The following is a 21,183-nucleotide window of genomic DNA, read 5'->3' as shown; positions in this document are numbered from 1 at the left end:
TGAAATTCTGTCTGGAAGGCTGGCGCCGGCTGGCGCCACCTTCTCTCCGTAAACGGGGAGAAGGGAAAACTACACCAGTGGCTTGAGCGCCACCCACAGCGCGCCGCCGATGAGGCCGAGGAAGATCAGCCAGCCGACCTGGTTGTTCGACCTGAACAGCCGCAGGCATTGATCCGGATTGTCGATATCCAGCACCAGGATCTGCCGCGCCATGTGGGCGCCGGCGGCGATCAGTCCGGCCAGCGCCACGACGGGAGCCTGCGCCGACGCGAAGGCGATGGCGAAACAGACAAGCGCGCCGCCGTAAAGCCCGGCCAGCCACGACTTGGTGTTGTCGCCGAACAGGCGCGCGGTCGAGCGTACGCCCACGATGGCGTCGTCTTCCTTGTCCTGGTGCGCATAGATCGTGTCGTAGCCGATCACCCACAGGATCGAGCCGACATAGAGCATGATGGCCGGTCCGTCGATGTCGCCGAACTCAACCGCCCATCCCATCAGAGCACCCCAGGAAAAGGCAAGGCCGAGAACCAGTTGCGGCCAGTTGGTGATCCGTTTCATGAATGGATAGATGGCGACGATGACCAGCGAGCAGACGCCGAGCAGGATGGCGAAGCTGTTGAACTGCAAGAGCACGGCAAGTCCGACCAGTGCCTGCAGGATGACAAACAGCCACGCCCCGCGCCGCGTGACCTTGCCCGACGGGAGCGGCCGCGAGCGCGTGCGCTCGACCTGATTGTCGATGTCTTCGTCAGCCAGGTCGTTGTAGGTGCAGCCGGCGCCGCGCATGGCGATGGCGCCGGCCAGGAACAGCACGAGATACAAGGGTGCCGGCAGCAGCGAAAGAAGCGGATCGCCCGGGCGGGGATAGGCACTGGCCGCGAGAGCCGCGGACCACCAGCACGGCCACAAAAGCAACTGCCAGCCGATCGGCCTGTCCCATCTAGCGAGCTGTGCATAGGGCCAAATTGGCCGCGGCAGCACGCGATAGACCCAATGGCCGTTCGGCGCGTCGGCGACGCGGCCCTGGGCTGCTTTCGACTGAACCGTTTCCATGACGATGGAGTGGCAGCCGCCGCGCAAACCGTCAAGCGGCGAGCGGGGCAGTGGCATTCGTCAGCGCTTCAGGAGGCGAAGATGTCGCGGGTGGAGAACCAGCCCTTTGCCGCGTCGATGAAGGCCAGCACGGCATTGGGCGTGCGCTGATGCGTGTCATGGCTGAGGATGATGCGCTGCATGGGCAGCGGATCGGAAAGCGGCTTGCAGACGAGAGGCAAGCCGTCATAGCTGCGATCGCCATGCGGCCTCGTATAGCTGACGGCGACGCCGAAGCCATTGGCCACCATGCTGCGCTGGAGTTCGAACGAGCTTGTCTGCCTGTCAGCGACCGGCGACAGGCCACGGCTGCGGAAGAGGTCGAGCATGTGCTGCCAGCTATGCGGCTGGTCCGTCGTGATCAGCGGGTAGGCGGCCAGATCGGCCAGGCTGACATCGGGACGATCCGCCAGCGCGTGTCCGGCCGGCAAAAGCGCATGCGGCCTGAGTTCATGCAGCAGGATGCGGGCGAAATGCGAAGGCAGGCCGAGATCATAGGTGAGCCCGAGGTCGACGGCGGCATCGCCGAGGCGCCGCCCGAGCGTCTCGAAGGTCTCGTCGCGCACGATCACCGCAACCTTCGGATGGCGTTCCGAGAAGGCACGGATCAGGGCCGGCGCGAAATAAGGCGCCAGATCTTCGAAGCATCCGAGCACCAGTTCGCCGCCGAGCGCCGACTTGCGCGAGCCGAGACCGATGAGTTCGTCCGTTTCGGCGAGAACCTGTTTTGCCTTGGCCACCACGGCGCGGCCGAAGGAGGTCAGGGTAACGCCGCTTCCGCGCTGGCGCACGAAGAGTTTCTGGCCGAGATCCTGTTCGACAGCGTCTATCGCCACCGAAATGGACGGCTGTGAAATGTTCAGCGCCCTGGCCGCGCCGGTAACGCTGCCGTGGCGGGTGACGGCAACCAGATAGCGCAATTGCGTGAGGGTCAGGCTCATAGGGTAGAACTATATGTTGGATGAGAAGTTATTATTTTACTGAATGAAAGAGGCTTGCGATAGTGGCGATCCCTGAAAGGAGAACGCCATGGCTTCCCAGACTGCGCTTCGCGCGATCGACACAGGTTTGATCGATGCGCAGACGATTGAGAATTATCAGCGCGACGGCGCTGTCTGCATCCGCGGCGCTTTCAAGGGCTGGGTCGAAACGATTGCCGCCGGCATTGAGCGCAACATGCAAAACCGCAGCGCCACCGCGTCGGATATCGCCAATGGGCGAGGCAGCTTCTTCGACGACTACTGTAACTGGGAACGCATTCCAGAATTCGCCAAGCTGGTGCGCGAATCGCCGGCGGCTGAATTGGCGGCCGCGGTGATGCGGTCGCGCACGGCGCAGTTCTTCCACGATCATGTCCTGGTCAAGGAACCGGGTACGCAGAAGCCGACGCCCTGGCATCAGGACATCCCCTATTATTTCGTCGACGGCCGGCAGACGGTGAGCTTCTGGATCCCTATCGACCCTGTAAAGGAAGCAACGCTGCGGCTGATTGCCGGCTCGCACAAATGGGACAAGATGATCCTGCCGGTGCGCTGGCTCGACGACAGCAATTTCTATGCCGACGAGGGTGACTACCTGCCGGTGCCGGATCCAGACAAGGACCCCTCGCTGGAGGTGCTCGAATGGGAAATGGAGCCGGGCGATGCCATCCTGTTCGATTTCAGGACCGCGCATGGCGCACGCGGCAACCTGACCGCGGCGCGGCGGCGGGCGCTCTCGCTGCGCTGGGTCGGCGACGACGCCCACTATGTCGAACGGCCGGGGCGCACCTCGCCGCCCTATCATGGCCATGGCATGCAGCCGGGGCAGAAGCTTCGCGAGGACTGGTTCCCGATCGTCTTCCAGAGCTGAAGCGCTTTCCAGAAATCGGCGACGGTCTCCGCCGCCGATTTTCGGGCAGGGGTAACGTTCCCGTGCGCAATTCCGATCAAAGCGCCCGGATGCCTTGACCCGTCGTCCAGAGAGCAATAGCGGGTTCTCTGGAAGATTACAGGCATCAAGAGGTGGCCATGAACGTCCTTCTTCTCGGCTCCGGCGGCCGCGAACATGCGCTCGCCTGGAAGATCGCCGCGTCGCCGTTGCTGACCAAGCTCTATGCTGCGCCCGGCAATCCTGGCATCGGCCGCGAGGCGGAGCTGGTCAAGCTGGACATCGCCGATCATTCCGCTGTCGCCGCCTTCTGCAAGGACAGAGAGATCGACCTCGTCGTGGTCGGGCCGGAAGGGCCGCTGGTGGCCGGCATATCGGACGATCTGCGTGGCTGGGGCATCCGCGTCTTTGGCCCGTCGCGCGCGGCGGCGCGGCTCGAAGGATCGAAGGGCTTCACCAAGGATCTTTGCGCCAGATACGATATCCCCACCGCCGCCTATGGCCGTTTCTCAGACCTGGCATCGGCCAAGGCCTATGTCGAGAAGATGGGCACGCCGATCGTCATCAAGGCCGACGGCCTTGCGGCGGGCAAGGGCGTCACGGTCGCAATGACGATGGATGAGGCGCTGGCCGCGCTCGACGCCTGTTTCGACGGCTCTTTCGGCACGGCCGGCGCGGAGGTGGTGGTCGAGGAGTTTCTGACCGGCGAGGAGGCCAGCTTCTTCTGCCTGTGCGACGGCACCACCGCACTGCCCTTCGGCACCGCGCAGGACCACAAGCGCGTCGGCGACGGTGATGTCGGCCCCAACACCGGCGGCATGGGCGCCTACTCGCCGGCCCCGGTGATGACGCCGCAGATGGTGGAGCGCACCATGCGCGAGATCGTCGAGCCGACCATGCGCGGCATGGCCGCAGCGGGTGCGCCGTTCGCCGGCATTCTCTTCACCGGGCTGATGATAACGGACGAAGGGCCGAAGCTGATCGAATACAACACCCGCTTCGGCGACCCCGAATGCCAGGTGCTGATGATGCGGCTAAAGGACGACCTGCTGGTGCTGCTCAATGCCGTCGTCGATGGCCAGCTCGCGCACATGTCGGCGCGCTGGAGCGACGAGGCGGCACTCACCGTCGTCATGGCCGCGAGGGGCTATCCCGGCACACCCGAAAAAGGCTCGGTCATTCGCGGGCTCGACGAGGCTGCCAGCGAGGGCGCCCAGATTTTCCATGCCGGCACCGCCATCAATGGCGGTGCGCTGGTCGCCAACGGCGGTCGCGTCCTGAACGTCACCGCGGTCGGTGCGACTGTCGGCGAGGCGCAGAAGAAGGCCTATGCCGCGCTCGACCGTATCGACTGGCCGCAGGGCTTCTGCCGCCGCGACATTGGCTGGCAGGCCGTGGAGCGCGAAACGGCAGGAGCAAGCTGACCGCAAGCATCCGGTCGCGCACTTTCAGCGTTTGCCCCGGTCGAGTTCGGTGGAAGCGGTGCTCACCGGATCCGCCGCCGCGGCGAAGGCGGCGTCGAGTTGCGCTGGGGTGCGCTGCCCGGTGCGCTTCCAGGCGACATATTGGACGATGCCGAAGATCGGCCGCCGCGGCACCGTCTTCACGACAGGCATGCGGAACCCGTCGCGGAATTTCGACCAGCGTGAACCAAGCACCGCGACCATTTCCCCGAAACTCGGCGGCGTCGCCACATCGGCGTAGATGAGGGTGGTCTTGCCGGCCAAAGCTGCTTCGCGCGAGAGCGGCACCGGTACGCTGGCGAGATAATCCGCCGGCACGTCGATCAGTCCGCCGAACGGCCATTGCTGGCGCAGCGTGGCGGCATCTGTCGGCGCGACGTTGACGTCGATGTCGTCGGGCGTGCCGGCTACCCTGTAGGGGCACCGAAAGCGGCCGCAATTGGCCTGCGCCGAAAACTGCCAGAGCGCATAGCCTTGCCAGTTGCCGATGGGAAAATGCACGTCGATGTCAGGCTTGTAGCGCGCGTACCAGAGCGGCAGCCGCGACAACAGCCGGTATTTGTAGCTGTTGTCGGCGATATGCTGGGCGGTCTTGCCATTGGTGTAGAGTACCGGGAAGCGGCCGATGCGCCGATGCACCTGGCGCACGAACGCCTCGGCGTCGTCGAGCGACATCCATTGCGCGGGATCGATGCCTTCGATGTCGAGGGCCATGAGGTCGTCCGGCGCGGGATCGGCGAAATCGAGGAAATTATTGGCCTGCTCGATCGGATTGCCGGGGCGGGCGAGATGATAGGCGCCCCATTTCAGGCCGAGCGCCTTGGCGACCACCTTGCGCGTCTGGAACAGTTCGCGCGTCACCGCATGGCGTTTCCACAGCGCCTTGCAGAGTTTGACCTCGGTATCGTCTCCGGAGCAGGAATAGGGCGGCGACATGCCGTCGGAGGCTTTGTTGATGAAGCCGACGACGCGCTTGTCCGTGGCAAGCTGCGCCCAGTCGATGGAATTGTATTCGTAGGCATCGACGACAAGCGCCCGGTCGGCACTTTTCCACGGCTCGGAGAAATCCGAGGCCCTTGCCGCCGGTGTCAGCGCCATCATCGCCGCGAGAGCGATCGCTGGGCGGCGAAGAAGATGCGCCGTTCTTTTCAAACAGGGAATCCCCGTTGATCGAAGGCAAATCCTGGACCGCTATGGTTAAGGATTTACTTCGGGAGGTCGCGGACCGAAGTGGCCTTCAGGGAACAGCCGCTAAGCGTGAGATTATCGAAGATTCCACCACAGACCGTTTGTAAGCGTTGACGGTGCGCGCAACGTTCCATTTGCTTTCGGTGGATTCACAATCGCTTCCGCCAAGGCGATCCGATCCCCGATGGAAAGACGGATGGCGGCAGCCTCGTCAATGCAGGGTCCAGCGCTCACCGCCGGATGAACGGCCGGAATTCAAACGGATCCGGCGCCGGGCCCTGTTGCAACGTGCCTTCGGCCGTGCGTTTGCGATGATGGGCGAGCGAGCATTTCGGCGAGCACAATATGCCGCGATCCGACCAATAGGCGGCGCCGTTTTCCAATTCACCGTGATAGTACGAGAACCCCGCCGCCCGGTAGGGCAGGCCGCACTCGATACAACGGTAGGCGTCAGGTCTGGCGAGCATGAGTTGGTTTCCAGTCGGCTGGTTCTGTCTGTCTCCGGTCGATTTTGACCCGGCGTCCATCGCATTTAATACGAGCCGGCGCGATTGCAAAATCAGCGTGACAAAATTTGACGTTTACGTAAAAAGAAGATGGGCGGTCGCCCAAAGGCGAATACGGTGTGGGAAGCAGGTCCCAATCAGGTCCTGGGATCAGCCGGACCCATGCATCAGGAGGAGCGAGCGGCATGTATCGGGCACCGGTCGAAGACATCGCGTTCACCCTCAAGCATGTGGCCGGCCTGAAGCCCGCCCTCGATGACGGCACGTTCGGCGATCTCGGCGAGGATCTCGTCGACGCCGTTCTTAGCGAGGCCGGCCGCTTCGCCAGCGAAGAGGTCGCGCCGCTCTACAAGATCGGCGACGAGCACGGCGCGGTGCTGAAGGACGCGGCAGTGACCATGCCGCCGGGCTGGAAGGAACTTTATCGCCGCTGGATCGACGGCGGCTGGAACGCGCTCTCCGGCCCCGAAGAATATGGCGGCCAGGCGCTGCCGACCATGCTTGGCGTCGCCGCGCTCGAAATGTGGAACTCCGCCGCCATGGCTTTCGGCATCGGCCCGACGCTGACCATGGGTGCGGTCGAGGCGCTCGACAAGCACGCTTCGGAAGAGCTCAAGGCCAAATATCTCGCGAAGCTCGTCTCCGGCGAGTGGATGGGCACGATGAACCTGACCGAGCCGCAGGCCGGCTCGGACCTCGCTGCCTTGCGCACGCGCGCCGAACCGGCCGGCGACGGCACCTACCGCATCTTCGGCCAGAAGATATTCATCACCTATGGCGAGCATGATCTCACCGACAACATCATCCATCTGGTACTGGCGCGGCTGCCCGATGCGCCGACGGGTACGCGGGGCATCTCGCTGTTCCTGGTGCCGAAATTCCTGGTCGGCGCGGACGGCTCGCTTGGCGCGCGCAACGACGTCTTCTGTTCGGGCCTCGAGCACAAGCTCGGCATCCATGCCTCGCCGACCTGCACCATGATCTATGGCGACGGTTTTCAGGACGCCAAGCCCGGCGGCATCGGCTGGCTGATCGGCGAGGAGAACAAGGGGCTGGCCTGCATGTTCACCATGATGAACAATGCCCGCCTCGCCGTCGGCATGCAGGGCGTGGCGGTCGCGGAAGCAGCGACCCAGAAGGCGATTGCCTATGCCAATGAGCGCCGCCAGGGCAAGGCGGCGGACTATGCCGGTGCCGGCATGGCGCCGATCGTCCATCACCCCGATGTGCAGCGCAATCTCCTGACCATGAAGGCGCTGACGCAGATCGCGCGGGCGATCAGCTATTCCTGTGCTCATGCTATCGACATGGCGCGGGTTTCGGATGGTGATCAGGCGGCGCATTGGCGCGATCGGGCCAACCTGCTGACGCCGCTTGCCAAGGCCTTTTCGACCGATATCGGCGTCGAGGTCGCCTCGCTCGGCGTCCAGGTCCATGGCGGCATGGGTTTCATCGAGGAGACGGGGGCTGCGGCCCTCTACCGCGACGCCCGCATCGCGCCGATCTACGAGGGCACCAACGGCATCCAGGCGATCGATCTGGTGGCCCGAAAACTGCCGCTCGGCGGCGGTGAGCATGTGCACGGCTTCATCGCCGAGCTTGCCGCTGTCGCCAGTGCCGTGCGGACATCGAATCTCGAAGGGTTTGGCCGCACCGCCGATGCTCTCGACCGCGGGCTCGACGATCTGACGCAAGCGACGCGTTTCCTGCAAAAACTGTTGGCCGATGGCCGGACGGACGAGGCGCTTGCCGGCGCGACACCCTATCTCAGGCTCATCTCGCTTGCCGCCGGCGGCGCCTACCTGGCGCGGGGCGCCCTTGCCGATCAGGGCCGCGTCGCCCTTTGCCGCTTTTTCGCCGAAAACCTGCTCGGCGAGACAAGTGCCTTGAAGGGGCGCGTTGTCGACGGCGCCGCAAGCCTCGCCGCTGCCGGCAAGACATTGATTTCCGCTTGACGTTCACAAGGAAAGAACCGTGACAGACCATATCCTCGTCGAGCGCCAGGGCGCCATCCAGATCATCCGCATGAACCGCCCGGACAAGAAGAACGCGCTGACGCGCGCCATGTACTCCAGGATGTCGCAAACCTTGGCCGAAGGGGATGCGGATCCGGCAGTCCGCGTCCATGTCTTTCTCGGCGTGCCCGGGGCCTTCTCCTCCGGCAACGACCTCGCCGACTTCATGATCGTCGCCACGGGCGGCGAAGGCGGCACGGAAGTCTGGGATTTCCTGATGGCGCTGGCCAGGGTCGAAAAACCCATCGTCTCCGGTGTCGACGGCATCGCGGTCGGCATCGGCACCACGCTCAATTTGCACTGCGACCTGACTTTCGCCACGCCGCGCACCGTGTTCAGGACACCTTTCGTCGACCTTGGCCTTGTGCCCGAAGCAGGATCGAGCCTGCTGGCGCCGCGCATCCTGGGCCAGCAGGGCGCGTTCGCGCTGCTCGGCCTTGGCGAAGGCTTCTCGGCCGAACGCGCCAAGGCCGCCGGCCTGATCTACGAAGTGGTCGAGGAAGGAGCGCTGGAGGCGTCGGTTCTGGCGGCCGCCGGCCAGATCGCGGCCAAGCCGCCGCAGGCGCTCAGGATCGCGCGCGACCTGATGCGCGGGCCGCGCGAGCACCTCGTCGCTCGCATCGGCGAGGAAAGCGAGCATTTTCGCGAGCGGCTGAAATCGGATGAGGCACGCGCCGCGCTGACGGCATTCATGACCAGAAAGAAGAGCTGAGTCCTCTTCAGGGATAAAGCCGCGTCTTGTCCCAGCCGCCTCCGGCATTGCGCGAAAATACCATCCGGTCATGCAGCCGGAACGGCCTGTCGTGCCAGAACTCGATCGTCTTCGGCACGATGCGGAAACCCGACCAGTGTTCTGGGCGCGGAATCTCGCCGATGGCGTAGCGGGCCGTGTATTCGGCCACCGCCTTCTCCAGCGCGAACCGGCTTTCCAGCGGCCGCGACTGTTTCGAGGCCCAGGCGCCGATGCGGCTGCCGCGCGGCCGTGTTGCATAATAGGCGTCGGCTTCGGCATCGCTGACGATCTCCACCGGCCCGCGCACGCGCACCTGGCGGCGCAGCGATTTCCAGTGGAAGCACATCGCCGCCTTCATGCTGCCCAGGATCTCCCGGCCCTTGGCGCTTTCGAAATTCGTGTAGAACACAAAGCCGCTCTCATCGAAGCCCTTGAGCAGCACCATCCGCACATCCGGCATGCCCTCGGCATCGACGGTTGCCAGCGCCACGCCGTTGGGGTCGTTCATTTCGCTTTTGGTGGCGTCGTCCAGCCATGCGGCAAAAAGGCGAAACGGCTCTGCGGCCTCGGTAAAGTCACCGCTTGTTAACTCAGTGTCACTCATAGTTTTTCTCAAATTTTCACCAAGCAGGGGAGGTTGCCGATTGTTGCGTATCGCGCAAGCTTTTGACAGCAGGCAAGGCAGCCTATTTGCTTCAGCCAGCGCCAAAGCCGCGATCGTGATGATTGCCTTGCCGCTTGCCGCATGTGGCGCGGGCGGCTTCAGCCTGCAAAAAGCCGAGGTCGATCGCTCGATCCTGACCGGCAGCATTTCGGCGCCGGCCCCGCCGGCCGATTCGGACCGCGATTCCGACCAGACGACGATCGGCAACGCGGTGTCCTCCGCCGACATCGAGCAGCTCGGCGGTCAGGCCGTGCCGTGGGCCAATGCCGGTACGGGTTCGCGCGGCTCCATCACCGAACTGGCGGAATTGAAGGACGGGGGCCAGACCTGCCGCCGCTTCAAGGCTTCGCGCGAAAGCTTTGACGGCGTTGCCATGTTCGCGGGCGAACTTTGCCTGGCCAGCGGCGGCTGGCGCATGCAGGACTTCAGGACGCTTTGATCTTCCACCTTTGAAATAACGTCCAGCACTGGAATTTCTTCCTATGCGAGCGCATATAAAAGGCGACTATGGACTCACTCTTTCTCCAGGGCAGGAAGCATGCGCGACCCTTATGAGGTGCTGGGCGTTGCAAAGAACGCATCGGCCAAGGACATAAAATCGGCGTACCGCAAACTCGCCAAGAAGCATCATCCGGACCAGAATCCGAATGATCCCAAGGCGAAGGACCGTTTTGCCGCGGCCAATCAGGCCTATGAAATCGTCGGCGACGAGAAGACCCGCGCCGCTTTCGATCGCGGCGAGATCGACGCCGACGGCAAGCCGCGTTTCCAGGGCTTCGAGGGCGCCCCCGGTGGCGGTGACCCCTTCGCCGGTTTTCGCCGCCAGCAGCAGGGGGCCGGCGGTTCGCGATTCGAGTTCCGCTCCGGACGCCCGGGCGGCGATCCGTTCGACGGCAACAGCGATATCTTCAGCCAGATTTTTGGCGACGTCTTCTCCGGCTCGCGCGGCCCCGGCCAAAGCGGGGCAGGAATGGGTGACCGCCGCCAGCCGGCAACCGCCGCCGACATTAATGTCACGCTCGACATCACCATCGAGGAAGCGGCGAACGCTGAAAAGGTCACGGCGATGTTCCCCGACGGCCGCAAGGTGGCGGTCAAGCTGCCGGCCTATGTCGAGGACGGGCAGACCATACGGCTGAAGGGGCAGGGCGAGCAGGGGCCGGGCCAGCCCGGCGATGCCTTGGTCAAGATCCGCTTCCGCCGGCATCCGCGCTACCGCCTAGACGGCCGCGACCTGCATGCCGATTTGCCGGTGGAGCTGGCCGATGCCGTGCTTGGCGCCAAGGTGGCCGTCGAAACGCCGACTGGCAAGCTCGCGGTCAACGTTCCCGCCTGGTCGAGCTCGGACAAGGTCCTGCGCCTGAAGGGCAGGGGCCTTCCGGAAAAGGCCGGCGGCCACGGTGATCTCTACGCCCATGTGCGCATCATGCTGCCGGAAGGCGGCGACAGCGCGCTCGAAGGGCTGTTGCGCAGCCAAAAAGGCTGATTGGCGGCTCTTGTCCCCCGAACTGTCCTGTTTGAGCGCTTGAAGGGGCTCTGTGCCTGTGCGATAGGGCTCTCCACAAATAAGAAATCTTGCGGAGAGCACGCATATGGCGGGTGGACAGGGCCTGATGGCCGGCAAACGCGGCCTGATCCTCGGCGTCGCCAACAACAGGTCGATCGCCTATGGCATCGCTAAGGCGTGTGTCGACCACGGCGCCGAGATCGCGCTGACCTATCAGGGCGAAGCGTTCAAGAAGCGGGTCGAGCCACTGGCTGCGGAACTCGGCGCCTTTGTCGCCGGCCATTGCGATGTGACTGATCCGGCGAGCCTCGACGAGGTTTTCGCCAATGTCGCCAATCACTGGGGCAAGCTCGACTTCCTCGTCCATGCCATCGCTTTTTCCGACAAGGACGAACTGACCGGCCGCTATGTCGAGACGACGCGCGATAATTTCCTGCGCACGATGGACATTTCGGTCTATTCCTTCACCACCATCGCCAAGCGCGCCGAGGCGCTGATGACCGATGGCGGTTCGCTTTTGACGCTGACCTATTACGGCGCCGAAAAGGTGATGCCGCATTACAACGTCATGGGCGTAGCCAAGGCCGCACTCGAGGCCAGCGTGCGTTACCTCGCCGTCGATCTCGGGGCCAAGAAGATCCGCGTCAACGCGATCTCGGCGGGCCCGATCAAGACGCTGGCCGCTTCCGGCATCGGTGACTTCCGCTACATCCTGAAGTGGAACGAATACAATTCGCCGCTGAAGCAGACGGTCACCCAGGAAGAGGTCGGCGATTCCGGCGTCTATTTCCTGTCCGACCTGTCGCGCGGCGTCACCGGCGAAGTGCATCATGTCGATTCCGGCTATCACGTCGTCGGCATGAAGGCGGTTGACGCACCCGATATTTCGACGGTCAAGGATTAACTCCCTCCGCCTATCCTCCGCCCAGGCCCAGGCCCGACCTCCGGAAGACCTGATGTACCCGCTGGTTTATATCGTGCGCCACGGCCAGACCGCGTGGAATGCCGAATTCCGGCTTCAGGGGCAGGCCGATACCGACATCAACGCGCTCGGCCGCGAGCAGGCGAGCGCAAACGGGCATCGGCTGGCTGACCTGATCTCCAATCCGGCAGAGTTCGATTTCGTCGCCAGCCCGATGCGGCGCACGCGCGAGACCATGGAGCGCATTCGCGCCGCCATGAAGCTCGACCCCGCTGCCTATGGGACCGATCCCCGCCTTGTTGAAGTGAATTTCGGCGACTGGCAGGGTTTCACCTTTGCCGAGTTGGAGACGCAATTTCCGGGTGCGAGCAGGACGCGTGCGCTGGACAAATGGAACTTTCAGCCGCCGGGCAAAGATGCCGAGAGCTACCAGATGCTGCTCGAACGGGTAAAGCCGTGGTTCGACGCGCTCGAGCGCCAGACGGTCTGCGTGACGCATGGCGGCGTCATGCGCACCTTGTTTCGCTTCGTGCTTGACATGGCCGAGGACGATGCGGCGAAGCTGGCGATACCGCAGGACCGCGTGCTCAAGCTGGAAGGCGACCGCCTGGGGTGGCTTTAGGCTCCCGGCACGATCCAGGAAGGCTCATGCAGACTGCCGGTTGCAGGTGCATAAAACGGCTGTAACGGCTCAACAAACGCCGAACAGCCGATTTGCATTGGAAGCCTAGTTGGAGTCGCTGTCCGGCAACTGCATATCGGTCACGACGTTTTCGCCATTGGTCACGTCATACGCGATGACGATATCCATGCCGGGCTTCAGCGCGTCGAGATCGGTTTCCGCGTTCAGCTTGTAGGATTTGCCGTCGTCCAGCGTCAGGGTCAGCGCGTCCTTGTCGATCTTCTTGATCAGGCCTTCGGTCTGCCCGGCGAAAGCGGCGGTGCAAAGCAGGAATGTGGCGGCAACAGCGCCAATCAGGGTACGCATCATCGTCCTCTTTGGTATTGCGCCGGCATGGGTAGCGGCGGATCCTCAACGGCGAATGGAACAGAGCAGAAACCAATCGAATGTGTCAAAACTAAATCCGAAGATCACGGTTTGACCCCTGTGGAAAACGCCAATAGAAGGCAGGCTTCAGTCGGCTCCGATGCCGGGCAAGGCACTTTGCGATGTCTCACAACACGTTCGGCCATCTTTTCCGCGTCACCACTTGGGGCGAAAGCCATGGAGCCGCATTGGGCTGCGTGGTCGACGGCTGCCCACCCGGCATCCGCTTCACGCGTGACGAAATCCAGGCTGAACTCGACAAGCGCCGGCCCGGCCAGTCGCGCTTCGTCACGCAGCGCCGTGAACCTGACGAAGTGAAGGTGCTGTCGGGCTTTATCCTTGACGATGACGGCGAGACGATGATCTCGACAGGTACGCCGATCTCCATGCTGATCGAAAATGTCGACCAGCGCTCGAAGGACTATGGCGAGATCGCCCGCCAGTACCGGCCGGGCCATGCGGACTACACCTATGACGTCAAATACGGTGTGCGCGACTATCGCGGCGGCGGCCGATCCTCGGCGCGCGAGACAGCGGCTCGGGTCGCGGCCGGAGCCCTTGCCCGCAAGGTCGTGCCGGGCATGGTCGTGCGCGGGGCGCTGGTATCGATGGGCGAGAAGTCGATCGACCGCGCCAACTGGAACTGGAATTTCATCGGCGACGCGGATAATCCGTTCTTCACGCCTGATCCGGCGTCCGTTCCGGTCTTTACCCGATATCTCGACGGCATCCGCAAGGCGGGTTCCTCCGTCGGCGCCGTGATCGAGATCGTCGCCGACGGCGTTCCGGCCGGCCTCGGCGCGCCGATCTACGCAAAGCTCGACCAGGATATCGCGTCAGGCCTGATGTCGATCAACGCCGTCAAGGGCGTCGAGATCGGCAACGGCTTCGAGGCCGCCCGTATCACCGGCGAACAGAATGCCGACGAGATGCGCATCGGCAATGACGGCCAGCCGGTGTTCCTGTCCAACAATGCCGGCGGCATCCTTGGCGGCATCTCGACCGGCCAGGCGATCATCGCCCGCTTCGCCGTCAAGCCGACTTCCTCCATCCTGACGCCACGGAAGTCGATCGACAAGGACGGCAACGACGTCGAAGTGATGACCAAGGGCCGTCATGACCCCTGTGTGGGCATTCGCGCCGTACCGATCGGCGAGGCGATGGTTGCCTGCGCCATCGCCGACCATTATCTGCGGCACCGAGGACAGACAGGTAAGGAAGGCAGTAGGGCAGTAGGGCAGTAGGGCAGTATGGCAGTATGTTAAGCTGCCCGCGAGACGAGCAATTTTTCCTTTCCCCTACTGCCTTACTGCCCTATTCCCCTACTCCCTTGCGAGCGAAGCGAGCATTCCATGTCTTACGACCAGAAGAAGATCGTCGAAGCAATCCGGGCCTTCGAGCGTGGCGAGATCGTCGTCGTCATGGATGATGACGGGCGCGAGAACGAGGGCGACCTGATCGTCGCCGCCGTCCATTGCACACCGGAAAAGATGGCCTTCATCGTGCGGAACACTTCGGGCATCGTCTGCACGCCGATGCCGCGCGAGGAGGCCAAGCGCCTCAACCTTGCGCCGATGGTCGCCGACAATGATTCAGCGCACACCACAGCCTTCACCGTCAGCGTCGATTTCAAGCATGGCACCACGACAGGCATTTCCGCCGACGACCGCACGCTGACCGTGCGCAATCTCGCCAATGGCAATGTCGGCGCCTCCGATTTCGTCCGCCCCGGCCACATCTTCCCGCTCATCGCGCGCGAAGGCGGCGTGCTTATGCGTTCGGGCCATACCGAGGCGGCCGTCGATCTGTGCAAGCTCGCCGGCCTGCCGCCGATCGGCGTGATCTCGGAACTGGTCAATGATGACGGCACCGTCAAACGCGGCCCGCAGGTCGCGGCTTTTGCCGAGGAACATGGCCTCAAGCAGGTTTCTGTCGCCGACCTCATTGCTTACCGGCAACGCAAGGAAACGCTGGTCGAACGCGTTGCTTGCTCCGAGATCGACACGCTCGGCGGCAAGGCGCAGGTCTTCACCTACACGCTGCCCTGGGATTCCATGCATCATGTCGCCGTCGTCTTCGGCGACATCCGCGATGGGGAAGAGGTGCCTGTGCGTCTCCACTCCGAGGACGTGGTGACCGACGTCTTCGGCACCAGCCATCGGCTGGACGGCATCATGAAGGCGATGGGCGAGCGCAAGCGCGGCGTCATCGTCTATCTGCGAGAGGGCTCGGTCGGCGTCGCCCACCAGGAACGCAACCGGCCTGCGAGCGGCGACCGCGAGGATCACGAAGAGGCGCGCCGCCGCGAGAATGAATGGCGCGAGATCGGGCTCGGTGCTCAGATCCTGAAGGATCTCGGCATTTCCTCGATCAATTTGATCGCCTCGCGCGAGCGCCACTATGTCGGCCTTGAAGGTTTTGGCATCCATATCGCCAAGACCGAGATTCTCTGAAGTTCGACGGCGGCAGTAGCGTCCGATCCGCTGAACCGGACGCGTCATGGATCATTCCGCGGCAACGACGGCCGCTTCACACCCATCCAGCTCGCATTTGTGAGTGGCAAGGCTGCGTTGGCCGAGCAGCACCGTGACCAGCGCGATGCCGCCCGCGACCACCGAGACCCAGAACCCGTTCTGGGCGCCGAACGCATCCACCACGGCGCCGGCGGCGAAAGAGCCCAGCGCCATGCCGATGCCGATTCCCGTTGTCACCCAGGTGATGCCCTCGGTCAGCATCGCTTCCGGCACATGCCGTTCGATCAGGCCAAATGCTGTGATGAAAGTCGGCGAGATCGCCACGCCGCTGATGAAGACGGTCACCGCCAGCAGCGGCACGCTGTCGGCGGTGAGCGGCAAAAGCGTGCTGACCGCGATGATCGCGACCGCCACGGCCAGCTGGCGCTGTAGCGGCGTCTTGAGGTTGAGTGCGCCGACCACGATGCCCAACACGAACGATCCCAGCGCATAAACGCCGATCACCAGGCTTGCGGCACCGGCTTGGCCGAACTCCTTGGTGATCGCCACGGTGCTCACTTCCGTCGTCGCGAAGGTCGCGCCGATGAAGATCAGGGCGAAGGTGATGATCTGTACCGGCCGCAGGCGGATCGCCGAGCCGGCCGAACCATGGTCCGCCGGCCGCACTCTTGGTTCGGTCGATCGCTGCAGAATGAACGCTATGGAGCCCAAGGCGAGAAACAAAGTGCTCGCCAGCATGCCTGCTTCCGGAAACAGCGCCGCACTGAGGCCCACCGACAGCGACGCACCGGCGATATAGACCAGCTCGTCGGCCGCCGATTCGAAGGCGAAGGCGGTGTTCATCTCCGGCCGGCCGCGAAAAAGCTCGGTCCAGCGCGCGCGCACCATTGCCGGCATGCTGGGCATGGCCGCGGCCAGCAGCGCCGACACGAACAATGTCCATACCGGCCAATCCTGGTTGGCCGACGCAATCAGCAGCAGGAATGCCGCCACGGAGACGATGGTGGTGGGCACGACGATCCGTGTCTGGCCGAGGCGGTCGACCAGCCTGGAGATCTGCGGCGCCAGGAAAGCGTTGGCCAGCGCGAATGTCGCCGAGACGGCACCCGCCAGCCAGTATTCGCCACGCGTCTGCGACAGCATCGCCACGATGCCGATCGGCGCCATGGCGATCGGCAGGCGCGCCATGAAGCCGGCAGCGGCAAAGCCCTTGGCGCCAGGGGATCGAAAGATCTCGGAGTAGGGATTTTGCATGGTCCGTTCCTCGACAAAAGGCGATTCGGAAATTACATACGATGCGTATGAACACTAGATAGATCATACGCTGCGTATGTCAATTGGCATACGGAACGTATGTGCATAAGGCCAGAAGAAATGCACAAGCCTCGCAAGGAAATGATCGCCGAAACCCGCGCCAAATTGATTGCCGCGGCCCGGCATGCCTTCGGAACGATCGGCTATGCCGAAGCGTCGATGGACGATTTCACCGCATCGGCAGGACTGACGCGCGGTGCGCTCTATCATCATTTCGGCCACAAGAAGGGGCTCTTGCAGGCGGTCATCGCCGAGATCGACGCCGAGATGGCGGCACGGGTGAATGAGGTTGCAGCGAAAGCACCGACCCGCTGGCAAAGCTTCGTCGACGAATGCACGAGCTACATCGAAATGGCGCTGGAGCCGGAAATCCAGCGCATCATGTTCCGGGACGGTCCGGCCGTGCTGGGGGACCCCGCGCAATGGCCGAACGCCAATGCCTGCGTCGCTTCCATGACCGATCATCTGACGATGCTGCAAGGGGACGGGGTGGTGGTCCCAAGCGTCGACCCTGAGACCGCGGCGCGGCTAATCAACGGGGCGAGCAGTCAGGCGGCGCAGCGGATCGCCAATTCGAACGACCCGGAAGCGACATCAAAGACCGTGGTAGCGGCATTCAAGCAACTGCTCGAAGGATTGTTGAGGAAGGATACCGGAGCCGCCTGAAGGCGGATAGCCGAGGTGCTTCCAGGTTCAGATGCTCAGGACAAGGCGCAGGCCGCCGGCAGCGCTGCGCATGCCGTGTCGGCAATCAAATCAAGGGTTTGCCAGATTTTTCCCGTGTTGCCGCCTTGAGGCGGGCGATCGTTGACTTGAGCGGCACTTCGCCCTGTCCGCAAAACGTCTCGCTCATGATCAGCTCGGGCAGCGGCAGTCGTCGACCCCAGCCATGTGTTTCGAGGTCCGGTTTCGGCGCGAACTCGGAGACGCGGCCGACACAGAGATAGGCCACCGGCGTCACATGCTCGGGAATCGACAGAAGGTCTTTCAACGCCTGCGCCTCGATAATGCTGACCAGCCGACCCCGACCCCTTCGGCGCGTGCCGCCAGCCAGAAATTCTGCACCGCGCAGACCGTGCTGTAGAGATCCATCTCGGGATTGTGCCAGCGTCCCAGCGGTGAACCCTGTGAGCGTCGCCGGTCGCAGGTGATGCAGATATTGAGCGCGCTTTCGCAGATGCCTTCCAGCTTGAGCTTGCGGTAGAGCGCCCGCCGCTCTTCCTCGATAGCGGGCAATTCCTGCTCGCGCGCCGCCAGGAACAGGGCGCGCACCTGTTCCCGTCGTTCGGTGCCACGAATGACGATGAAATTCCATGGCTGCATGAAGCCGACCGATGGCGCGTGATGGGCGGCAAGCAGCAGCCGCGCCAGCACCTCGTCATCGACGGCCTCTGATGTAAAATGGCTGCGGACATCGCGCCGCGTGAACATGGCGCGGTAGACCGCATCGCGCGCCATCTGGTCGAATCCGTCACCCACGGGGATGGTCATCTCGTCCGGCATCGCTTGTCCCCTTGCGATTGCAATCAACTGCCGTCCGCCTGACCATGCGGATGACGATGCCTGCCAGGCCGGTCTTCTGGCTCGGGATCAACCCGCATCCGGCGCCTTCCCGTCATCGACAGTGGCATTTACCGGCGCGGTCCCCCTTACAGCGTTGGGCACGCCACGGTATCAAACCGTGTTCCCGATTCTCCCGCTCGCGGCGGGCACCAGGCAGTGGCCGGGACTTTACGACGAAGCCTCCGCGCCGCCAATCGCCCGCGGCGACGCGAATGGACGCAGGCGCGATTTTCCCCAGCCATCAGGCCGCAACGCATGGCCATCGCCGCGCCGGGGCACTAGATAGGGAGCATGGCCACTCGTCTCTACACCCATCCGATCTTCCTCGAGCACATCACGCCACCCGGCCATCCGGAGCGGCCGGACCGCTTGCGCGCCATCGAGCGCGTGCTCGACGAGGAGGCTTTTGCCGCGCTCGACCGCCTCGAGGCGCCACAAGGCGACGAGGCCACCATTCTCTATGCGCATCCCGGGGATTTCGTCGAGCGGGTACGCGCCGCCATTCCCGAGACGGGCATCGCCCGCATCGATGCCGACACAACGGCCAGCCCGAAGAGCTGGCAAGCGGCGATCACCGCGATCGGCGCCGCCAATGCCGCCGTCGACGACGTCTTTGCCGGCAGGGCAGACAACGTTTTCGTCGCCGCCCGGCCGCCCGGCCATCATGCGGAGAAAGCGACGGCAATGGGCTTCTGCCTGTTCAACACGGCGGCCATCGCCGCACGTTATGCACAGCGCAAACACGATATCGAACGTGTCGCCATCGTCGACTGGGACGTGCATCACGGCAACGGCACGCAGGATATTTTCTGGGACGATCCGTCCGTGCTTTATTGTTCGACCCACCAGATGCCGCTCTACCCGGGCACCGGAGCAAAGAACGAAACCGGCGCCGGCAACATCATCAACGCGCCGCTTGCGCCGCAGACCGGCAGCGAGGCGTTCCGCGACGCCTTCCTGTCGCGCGTGCTGCCCTCGCTCGACAATTTTGCACCCGACCTGATCATTATTTCGGCCGGCTTCGACGCGCATCATCGCGACCCACTGGCCGAGATCAACCTGACCGAGGATGATTTCGACTGGGCCACCGGCCAACTCATGCAGCGCGCGGCGCGCCACAGCGGCAACCGGCTCGTCAGCCTGCTCGAGGGCGGCTACGATCTGCAAGGATTGGCATTTTCGGTCGCCGCCCATGTCGGGCGACTGATGAAAGGATGAATGATGGCTGGTGAAACCAACGAAGACGTCAAGGCGATGAGCTTCGAACAGGCTCTCGACGCGCTGGAGAAGATCGTCGATGATCTGGAGCGTGGCGATGTGCCGCTCGACCAGTCGATCAGGATCTACGAGCGCGGCGAGGCGCTGAAGGTGCATTGCGACCGGCTGCTCAAGGCGGCCGAGGACAAGGTGGAGAAGATCAGGCTGTCCCGCGACGGCAAGCCGATCGGGACGGAGCCGCTGGACGCGGATTGAGGCATGCAGCCGTCTCTCTGGTTTTTGACACGATCATGATTGAGGATAGAACGCGTCCCGATTGAAACGGCTCCAGGACAAGAGGAGATACGGAAGCGATGTGCAGAAACATCAAGACCCTGTTCAATTTTGATCCGCCGGCAACCGATGACGAGGTGCGCGATGCAGCCCTTCAGTTCGTCCGCAAGCTGAGCGGAACGACGCGGCCCTCGAAGCAGAACCAGCATGCCTTCGACCATGCCGTCGAGGCTATCGCGGCGTCGGCGCGCGAGCTTCTCGATTCGCTTGAAACCAACCAGCATCCGCGCAATCGCGAGGAGGTTGCGGCCAAGCTGCGGGCGAAGGCGGCGATCCGCTTTGCCTGATCTGCCCAAAGCAGCCATCGACCGCTGACAAGGAGAGTTCATGAGCTTCTTCCCCGGGAAGGACCCCGAAATAGGCGACGCCTTTGCCAGCGACCAGATCGAATTGATGGTCATTCCGAACGCCAAGGACATTGGCGGTTTTCAGGTTCGCCGTGCCTTGCCGACCGCCAGAAGGCGGCTGGTCGGTCCCTTCATCTTCTTCGACCGCATGGGGCCTGCCATCCTGCGCGCCGGTCAGGCGCTCGACGTCCGGCCGCATCCGCATATCGGCCTGTCGACGGTCACCTACCTGTTCGATGGCAGGATCAGGCATCGCGATTCGCTCGGCACCGAAATGGTGATCGAGCCGGGTGACGTGAACCTGATGACCGCCGGCCGCGGCATCGTCCATTCGGAGCGCACGCCGGAAGAACTGCGTGGCGCGCCGATGTCGGTCTCGGGCCTGCAGACATGGCTGGCGCTGCCGGACGGCAAGGAGGAAGTGGCGCCGGTGTTCGAGAACACCGCTGTCGCGCGGCTTCCCGACATTGACGCGGAAGGCGTCGGTGGCCGCGTCGTCATCGGCGATTTCCAGGGGCTGCGTTCCCCGGTGCGGGCCGATTCCGAGACGCTTTACGCTGACCTCAGGCTGGCGCCGGGCGCCAGCGTCAAAATCCCGGCCGACGCGGAAGAACGCGCCATCTACACGCTGGAAGGCGAGGTCTCGATTTCCGGCGACGTGTTTCCGGCCGAACGGCTGCTGGTGTTCCGGCCCGGCGACGAGATCGTCGTAGCCTCACAGGCCGGTGCCCATTTCATGCTGTTCGGCGGCGCCTCGCTGGGCTCGAAGCGCTACATCTGGTGGAATTTCGTCTCGTCCTCCAAGGAGCGCATCGAACAGGCCAAGCAAGAATGGAAGACCGGCCGCTTCGACATCGTTCCCGGCGATGAGAAAGAGTTCATTCCACTGCCGGAAGGCTGAGGAAATCGACGACAGGGCCGTGCCTT

22 protein-coding genes, 1 pseudogene and 1 riboswitch are annotated in these 21,183 nt (G+C 63.6%); of the genes and pseudogenes, 15 read left to right on the top strand and 8 right to left on the bottom strand.

Annotated features, from left to right (window positions below):
• Positions 1 to 69: 69 nt before the first annotated feature.
• Entirely contained in the window at positions 70 to 1,053 is a 984-nt protein-coding gene (gene ubiA / locus LB533_RS05550; protein WP_224676985.1) for a 4-hydroxybenzoate octaprenyltransferase, read from the bottom strand.
• A gap of 68 nt (positions 1,054 to 1,121) precedes the next feature.
• Positions 1,122 to 2,033, bottom strand: coding sequence for a LysR family transcriptional regulator (locus tag LB533_RS05545; RefSeq protein WP_224676843.1), 912 nt, complete (start codon positions 2,031 to 2,033; stop codon positions 1,122 to 1,124).
• An 88-nt stretch (positions 2,034 to 2,121) separates the two neighbouring features.
• Between LB533_RS05545 and LB533_RS05540 the strand changes: the two genes are divergently transcribed.
• Entirely contained in the window at positions 2,122 to 2,943 is an 822-nt protein-coding gene (locus tag LB533_RS05540; protein WP_224676842.1) for a phytanoyl-CoA dioxygenase family protein, read from the top strand.
• A 158-nt stretch (positions 2,944 to 3,101) separates the two neighbouring features.
• Positions 3,102 to 4,385 (top strand): phosphoribosylamine--glycine ligase, encoded by a 1,284-nt coding sequence (purD, locus tag LB533_RS05535; protein WP_224676841.1) that lies wholly within the window; start codon positions 3,102 to 3,104, stop codon positions 4,383 to 4,385.
• Positions 4,386 to 4,409: 24 nt separating this feature from the next.
• Here purD and LB533_RS05530 read toward each other — a convergent pair whose 3' ends face one another.
• Positions 4,410 to 5,525, bottom strand: coding sequence for a glycoside hydrolase family 25 protein (locus tag LB533_RS05530; RefSeq protein ID WP_224676984.1), 1,116 nt, complete (start codon positions 5,523 to 5,525; stop codon positions 4,410 to 4,412).
• Positions 5,526 to 5,842: 317 nt separating this feature from the next.
• The gene (locus LB533_RS05525) at positions 5,843 to 6,079 is read right to left on the bottom strand and encodes a hypothetical protein (protein WP_140638642.1); all 237 of its coding nucleotides are present in this window, start codon (positions 6,077 to 6,079) and stop codon (positions 5,843 to 5,845) included.
• A 224-nt stretch (positions 6,080 to 6,303) separates the two neighbouring features.
• On the opposite strand from LB533_RS05525, the gene LB533_RS05520 reads away from it, so the two are divergent.
• On the top strand, positions 6,304 to 8,073 hold the full coding sequence (locus tag LB533_RS05520) for an acyl-CoA dehydrogenase (RefSeq protein ID WP_224676840.1): 1,770 nt from the start codon (positions 6,304 to 6,306) through the stop codon (positions 8,071 to 8,073).
• 19 nt (positions 8,074 to 8,092) lie between these two features.
• The gene (locus tag LB533_RS05515) at positions 8,093 to 8,845 is read left to right on the top strand and encodes a crotonase/enoyl-CoA hydratase family protein (protein WP_224676839.1); all 753 of its coding nucleotides are present in this window, start codon (positions 8,093 to 8,095) and stop codon (positions 8,843 to 8,845) included.
• A gap of 7 nt (positions 8,846 to 8,852) precedes the next feature.
• Here the strand turns inward: LB533_RS05515 and pdxH are convergent, their stop codons facing one another.
• Positions 8,853 to 9,470, bottom strand: a complete 618-nt coding sequence (pdxH, locus tag LB533_RS05510) for a pyridoxamine 5'-phosphate oxidase (RefSeq protein ID WP_224676838.1) — start codon at positions 9,468 to 9,470, stop codon at positions 8,853 to 8,855.
• 40 nt (positions 9,471 to 9,510) lie between these two features.
• On the opposite strand from pdxH, the gene LB533_RS05505 reads away from it, so the two are divergent.
• From LB533_RS05505 to LB533_RS05490, 4 genes are all read left to right on the top strand, one after another.
• Positions 9,511 to 9,969, top strand: a complete 459-nt coding sequence (locus LB533_RS05505) for an RT0821/Lpp0805 family surface protein (RefSeq protein WP_224676837.1) — start codon at positions 9,511 to 9,513, stop codon at positions 9,967 to 9,969.
• Positions 9,970 to 10,068: 99 nt separating this feature from the next.
• A complete protein-coding gene (locus LB533_RS05500) occupies positions 10,069 to 11,016 on the top strand; it encodes a DnaJ C-terminal domain-containing protein (RefSeq protein ID WP_224676836.1) in 948 nt (315 codons plus the stop codon).
• Between the two features lie 106 nt (positions 11,017 to 11,122).
• Positions 11,123 to 11,941, top strand: coding sequence for an enoyl-ACP reductase FabI (gene fabI, locus LB533_RS05495; protein ID WP_140498045.1), 819 nt, complete (start codon positions 11,123 to 11,125; stop codon positions 11,939 to 11,941).
• Between the two features lie 52 nt (positions 11,942 to 11,993).
• Entirely contained in the window at positions 11,994 to 12,581 is a 588-nt protein-coding gene (locus LB533_RS05490; RefSeq protein WP_224676835.1) for a histidine phosphatase family protein, read from the top strand.
• 105 nt (positions 12,582 to 12,686) lie between these two features.
• On the opposite strand, the gene LB533_RS05485 is transcribed toward LB533_RS05490, so the two are convergent.
• Positions 12,687 to 12,947 carry a DUF1344 domain-containing protein gene (locus LB533_RS05485; protein ID WP_140551058.1) on the bottom strand — a complete coding sequence of 87 codons (261 nt, stop codon included), beginning with the start codon at positions 12,945 to 12,947 and terminating at the stop codon, positions 12,687 to 12,689.
• Between the two features lie 182 nt (positions 12,948 to 13,129).
• On the opposite strand from LB533_RS05485, the gene aroC reads away from it, so the two are divergent.
• The gene (gene aroC / locus LB533_RS05480) at positions 13,130 to 14,251 is read left to right on the top strand and encodes a chorismate synthase (RefSeq protein WP_140638649.1); all 1,122 of its coding nucleotides are present in this window, start codon (positions 13,130 to 13,132) and stop codon (positions 14,249 to 14,251) included.
• A gap of 108 nt (positions 14,252 to 14,359) precedes the next feature.
• Positions 14,360 to 15,460 (top strand): 3,4-dihydroxy-2-butanone-4-phosphate synthase, encoded by a 1,101-nt coding sequence (gene ribB, locus LB533_RS05475; protein ID WP_140638650.1) that lies wholly within the window; start codon positions 14,360 to 14,362, stop codon positions 15,458 to 15,460.
• A gap of 51 nt (positions 15,461 to 15,511) precedes the next feature.
• Here ribB and LB533_RS05470 read toward each other — a convergent pair whose 3' ends face one another.
• The gene (locus LB533_RS05470; protein ID WP_140638651.1) at positions 15,512 to 16,735 is read right to left on the bottom strand and encodes an MFS transporter; all 1,224 of its coding nucleotides are present in this window, start codon (positions 16,733 to 16,735) and stop codon (positions 15,512 to 15,514) included.
• A gap of 120 nt (positions 16,736 to 16,855) precedes the next feature.
• On the opposite strand from LB533_RS05470, the gene LB533_RS05465 reads away from it, so the two are divergent.
• A complete protein-coding gene (locus tag LB533_RS05465) occupies positions 16,856 to 17,461 on the top strand; it encodes a TetR/AcrR family transcriptional regulator (RefSeq protein WP_140638652.1) in 606 nt (201 codons plus the stop codon).
• An 85-nt stretch (positions 17,462 to 17,546) separates the two neighbouring features.
• On the opposite strand, the pseudogene bluB reads toward LB533_RS05465, so the two are convergent.
• A pseudogene (bluB, locus tag LB533_RS05460) lies at positions 17,547 to 18,298 on the bottom strand (5,6-dimethylbenzimidazole synthase).
• A gap of 48 nt (positions 18,299 to 18,346) precedes the next feature.
• A riboswitch (cobalamin riboswitch) is annotated at positions 18,347 to 18,527 on the bottom strand.
• 122 nt (positions 18,528 to 18,649) lie between these two features.
• On the opposite strand from bluB, the gene LB533_RS05455 reads away from it, so the two are divergent.
• The 4 genes from LB533_RS05455 to LB533_RS05440 all read left to right on the top strand — a co-directional run bounded on the left by LB533_RS05455 (position 18,650) and on the right by LB533_RS05440 (position 21,157).
• Positions 18,650 to 19,576 (top strand): histone deacetylase family protein, encoded by a 927-nt coding sequence (locus LB533_RS05455; RefSeq protein ID WP_140638654.1) that lies wholly within the window; start codon positions 18,650 to 18,652, stop codon positions 19,574 to 19,576.
• 3 nt (positions 19,577 to 19,579) lie between these two features.
• Entirely contained in the window at positions 19,580 to 19,831 is a 252-nt protein-coding gene (locus tag LB533_RS05450; RefSeq protein ID WP_140638655.1) for an exodeoxyribonuclease VII small subunit, read from the top strand.
• 98 nt (positions 19,832 to 19,929) lie between these two features.
• Positions 19,930 to 20,196 carry a DUF2277 domain-containing protein gene (locus tag LB533_RS05445; protein ID WP_140551052.1) on the top strand — a complete coding sequence of 89 codons (267 nt, stop codon included), beginning with the start codon at positions 19,930 to 19,932 and terminating at the stop codon, positions 20,194 to 20,196.
• Between the two features lie 40 nt (positions 20,197 to 20,236).
• Positions 20,237 to 21,157: a pirin family protein gene (locus LB533_RS05440; RefSeq protein ID WP_140638656.1), complete on the top strand. Its 921-nt coding sequence runs from the start codon at positions 20,237 to 20,239 to the stop codon at positions 21,155 to 21,157.
• Positions 21,158 to 21,183: the final 26 nt, after the last annotated feature.

The organism is Mesorhizobium sp. BR1-1-13 (assembly GCF_020165515.1).
Classification (GTDB): domain Bacteria; phylum Pseudomonadota; class Alphaproteobacteria; order Rhizobiales; family Rhizobiaceae; genus Mesorhizobium.
Note: the sequence above shows the minus strand (reverse complement) of the source record. Positions and strands in the feature narration are given on the sequence as shown.

What these genes read in the sequence shown, in the direction of transcription:
- ribB (WP_140638650.1), top strand. Translation starts at nt 14,360, where the DNA reads ATGTCTTACGACCAGAAGAAGATCGTCGAAGCAATCCGGGCCTTCGAG.
- purD (WP_224676841.1), top strand. Translation starts at nt 3,102, where the DNA reads ATGAACGTCCTTCTTCTCGGCTCCGGCGGCCGCGAACATGCGCTCGCC.
- LB533_RS05485 (WP_140551058.1), bottom strand. Translation starts at nt 12,947, where the DNA reads ATGCGTACCCTGATTGGCGCTGTTGCCGCCACATTCCTGCTTTGCACC.
- LB533_RS05540 (WP_224676842.1), top strand. Translation starts at nt 2,122, where the DNA reads ATGGCTTCCCAGACTGCGCTTCGCGCGATCGACACAGGTTTGATCGAT.
- fabI (WP_140498045.1), top strand. Translation starts at nt 11,123, where the DNA reads ATGGCGGGTGGACAGGGCCTGATGGCCGGCAAACGCGGCCTGATCCTC.
- LB533_RS05500 (WP_224676836.1), top strand. Translation starts at nt 10,069, where the DNA reads ATGCGCGACCCTTATGAGGTGCTGGGCGTTGCAAAGAACGCATCGGCC.
- ubiA (WP_224676985.1), bottom strand. Translation starts at nt 1,053, where the DNA reads ATGGAAACGGTTCAGTCGAAAGCAGCCCAGGGCCGCGTCGCCGACGCG.
- LB533_RS05525 (WP_140638642.1), bottom strand. Translation starts at nt 6,079, where the DNA reads ATGCTCGCCAGACCTGACGCCTACCGTTGTATCGAGTGCGGCCTGCCC.
- LB533_RS05440 (WP_140638656.1), top strand. Translation starts at nt 20,237, where the DNA reads ATGAGCTTCTTCCCCGGGAAGGACCCCGAAATAGGCGACGCCTTTGCC.
- pdxH (WP_224676838.1), bottom strand. Translation starts at nt 9,470, where the DNA reads ATGAGTGACACTGAGTTAACAAGCGGTGACTTTACCGAGGCCGCAGAG.
- LB533_RS05470 (WP_140638651.1), bottom strand. Translation starts at nt 16,735, where the DNA reads ATGCAAAATCCCTACTCCGAGATCTTTCGATCCCCTGGCGCCAAGGGC.
- LB533_RS05455 (WP_140638654.1), top strand. Translation starts at nt 18,650, where the DNA reads ATGGCCACTCGTCTCTACACCCATCCGATCTTCCTCGAGCACATCACG.
- LB533_RS05465 (WP_140638652.1), top strand. Translation starts at nt 16,856, where the DNA reads ATGCACAAGCCTCGCAAGGAAATGATCGCCGAAACCCGCGCCAAATTG.
- LB533_RS05545 (WP_224676843.1), bottom strand. Translation starts at nt 2,033, where the DNA reads ATGAGCCTGACCCTCACGCAATTGCGCTATCTGGTTGCCGTCACCCGC.
- LB533_RS05450 (WP_140638655.1), top strand. Translation starts at nt 19,580, where the DNA reads ATGGCTGGTGAAACCAACGAAGACGTCAAGGCGATGAGCTTCGAACAG.
- LB533_RS05530 (WP_224676984.1), bottom strand. Translation starts at nt 5,525, where the DNA reads ATGATGGCGCTGACACCGGCGGCAAGGGCCTCGGATTTCTCCGAGCCG.
- LB533_RS05520 (WP_224676840.1), top strand. Translation starts at nt 6,304, where the DNA reads ATGTATCGGGCACCGGTCGAAGACATCGCGTTCACCCTCAAGCATGTG.
- LB533_RS05490 (WP_224676835.1), top strand. Translation starts at nt 11,994, where the DNA reads ATGTACCCGCTGGTTTATATCGTGCGCCACGGCCAGACCGCGTGGAAT.
- aroC (WP_140638649.1), top strand. Translation starts at nt 13,130, where the DNA reads ATGTCTCACAACACGTTCGGCCATCTTTTCCGCGTCACCACTTGGGGC.
- LB533_RS05445 (WP_140551052.1), top strand. Translation starts at nt 19,930, where the DNA reads ATGTGCAGAAACATCAAGACCCTGTTCAATTTTGATCCGCCGGCAACC.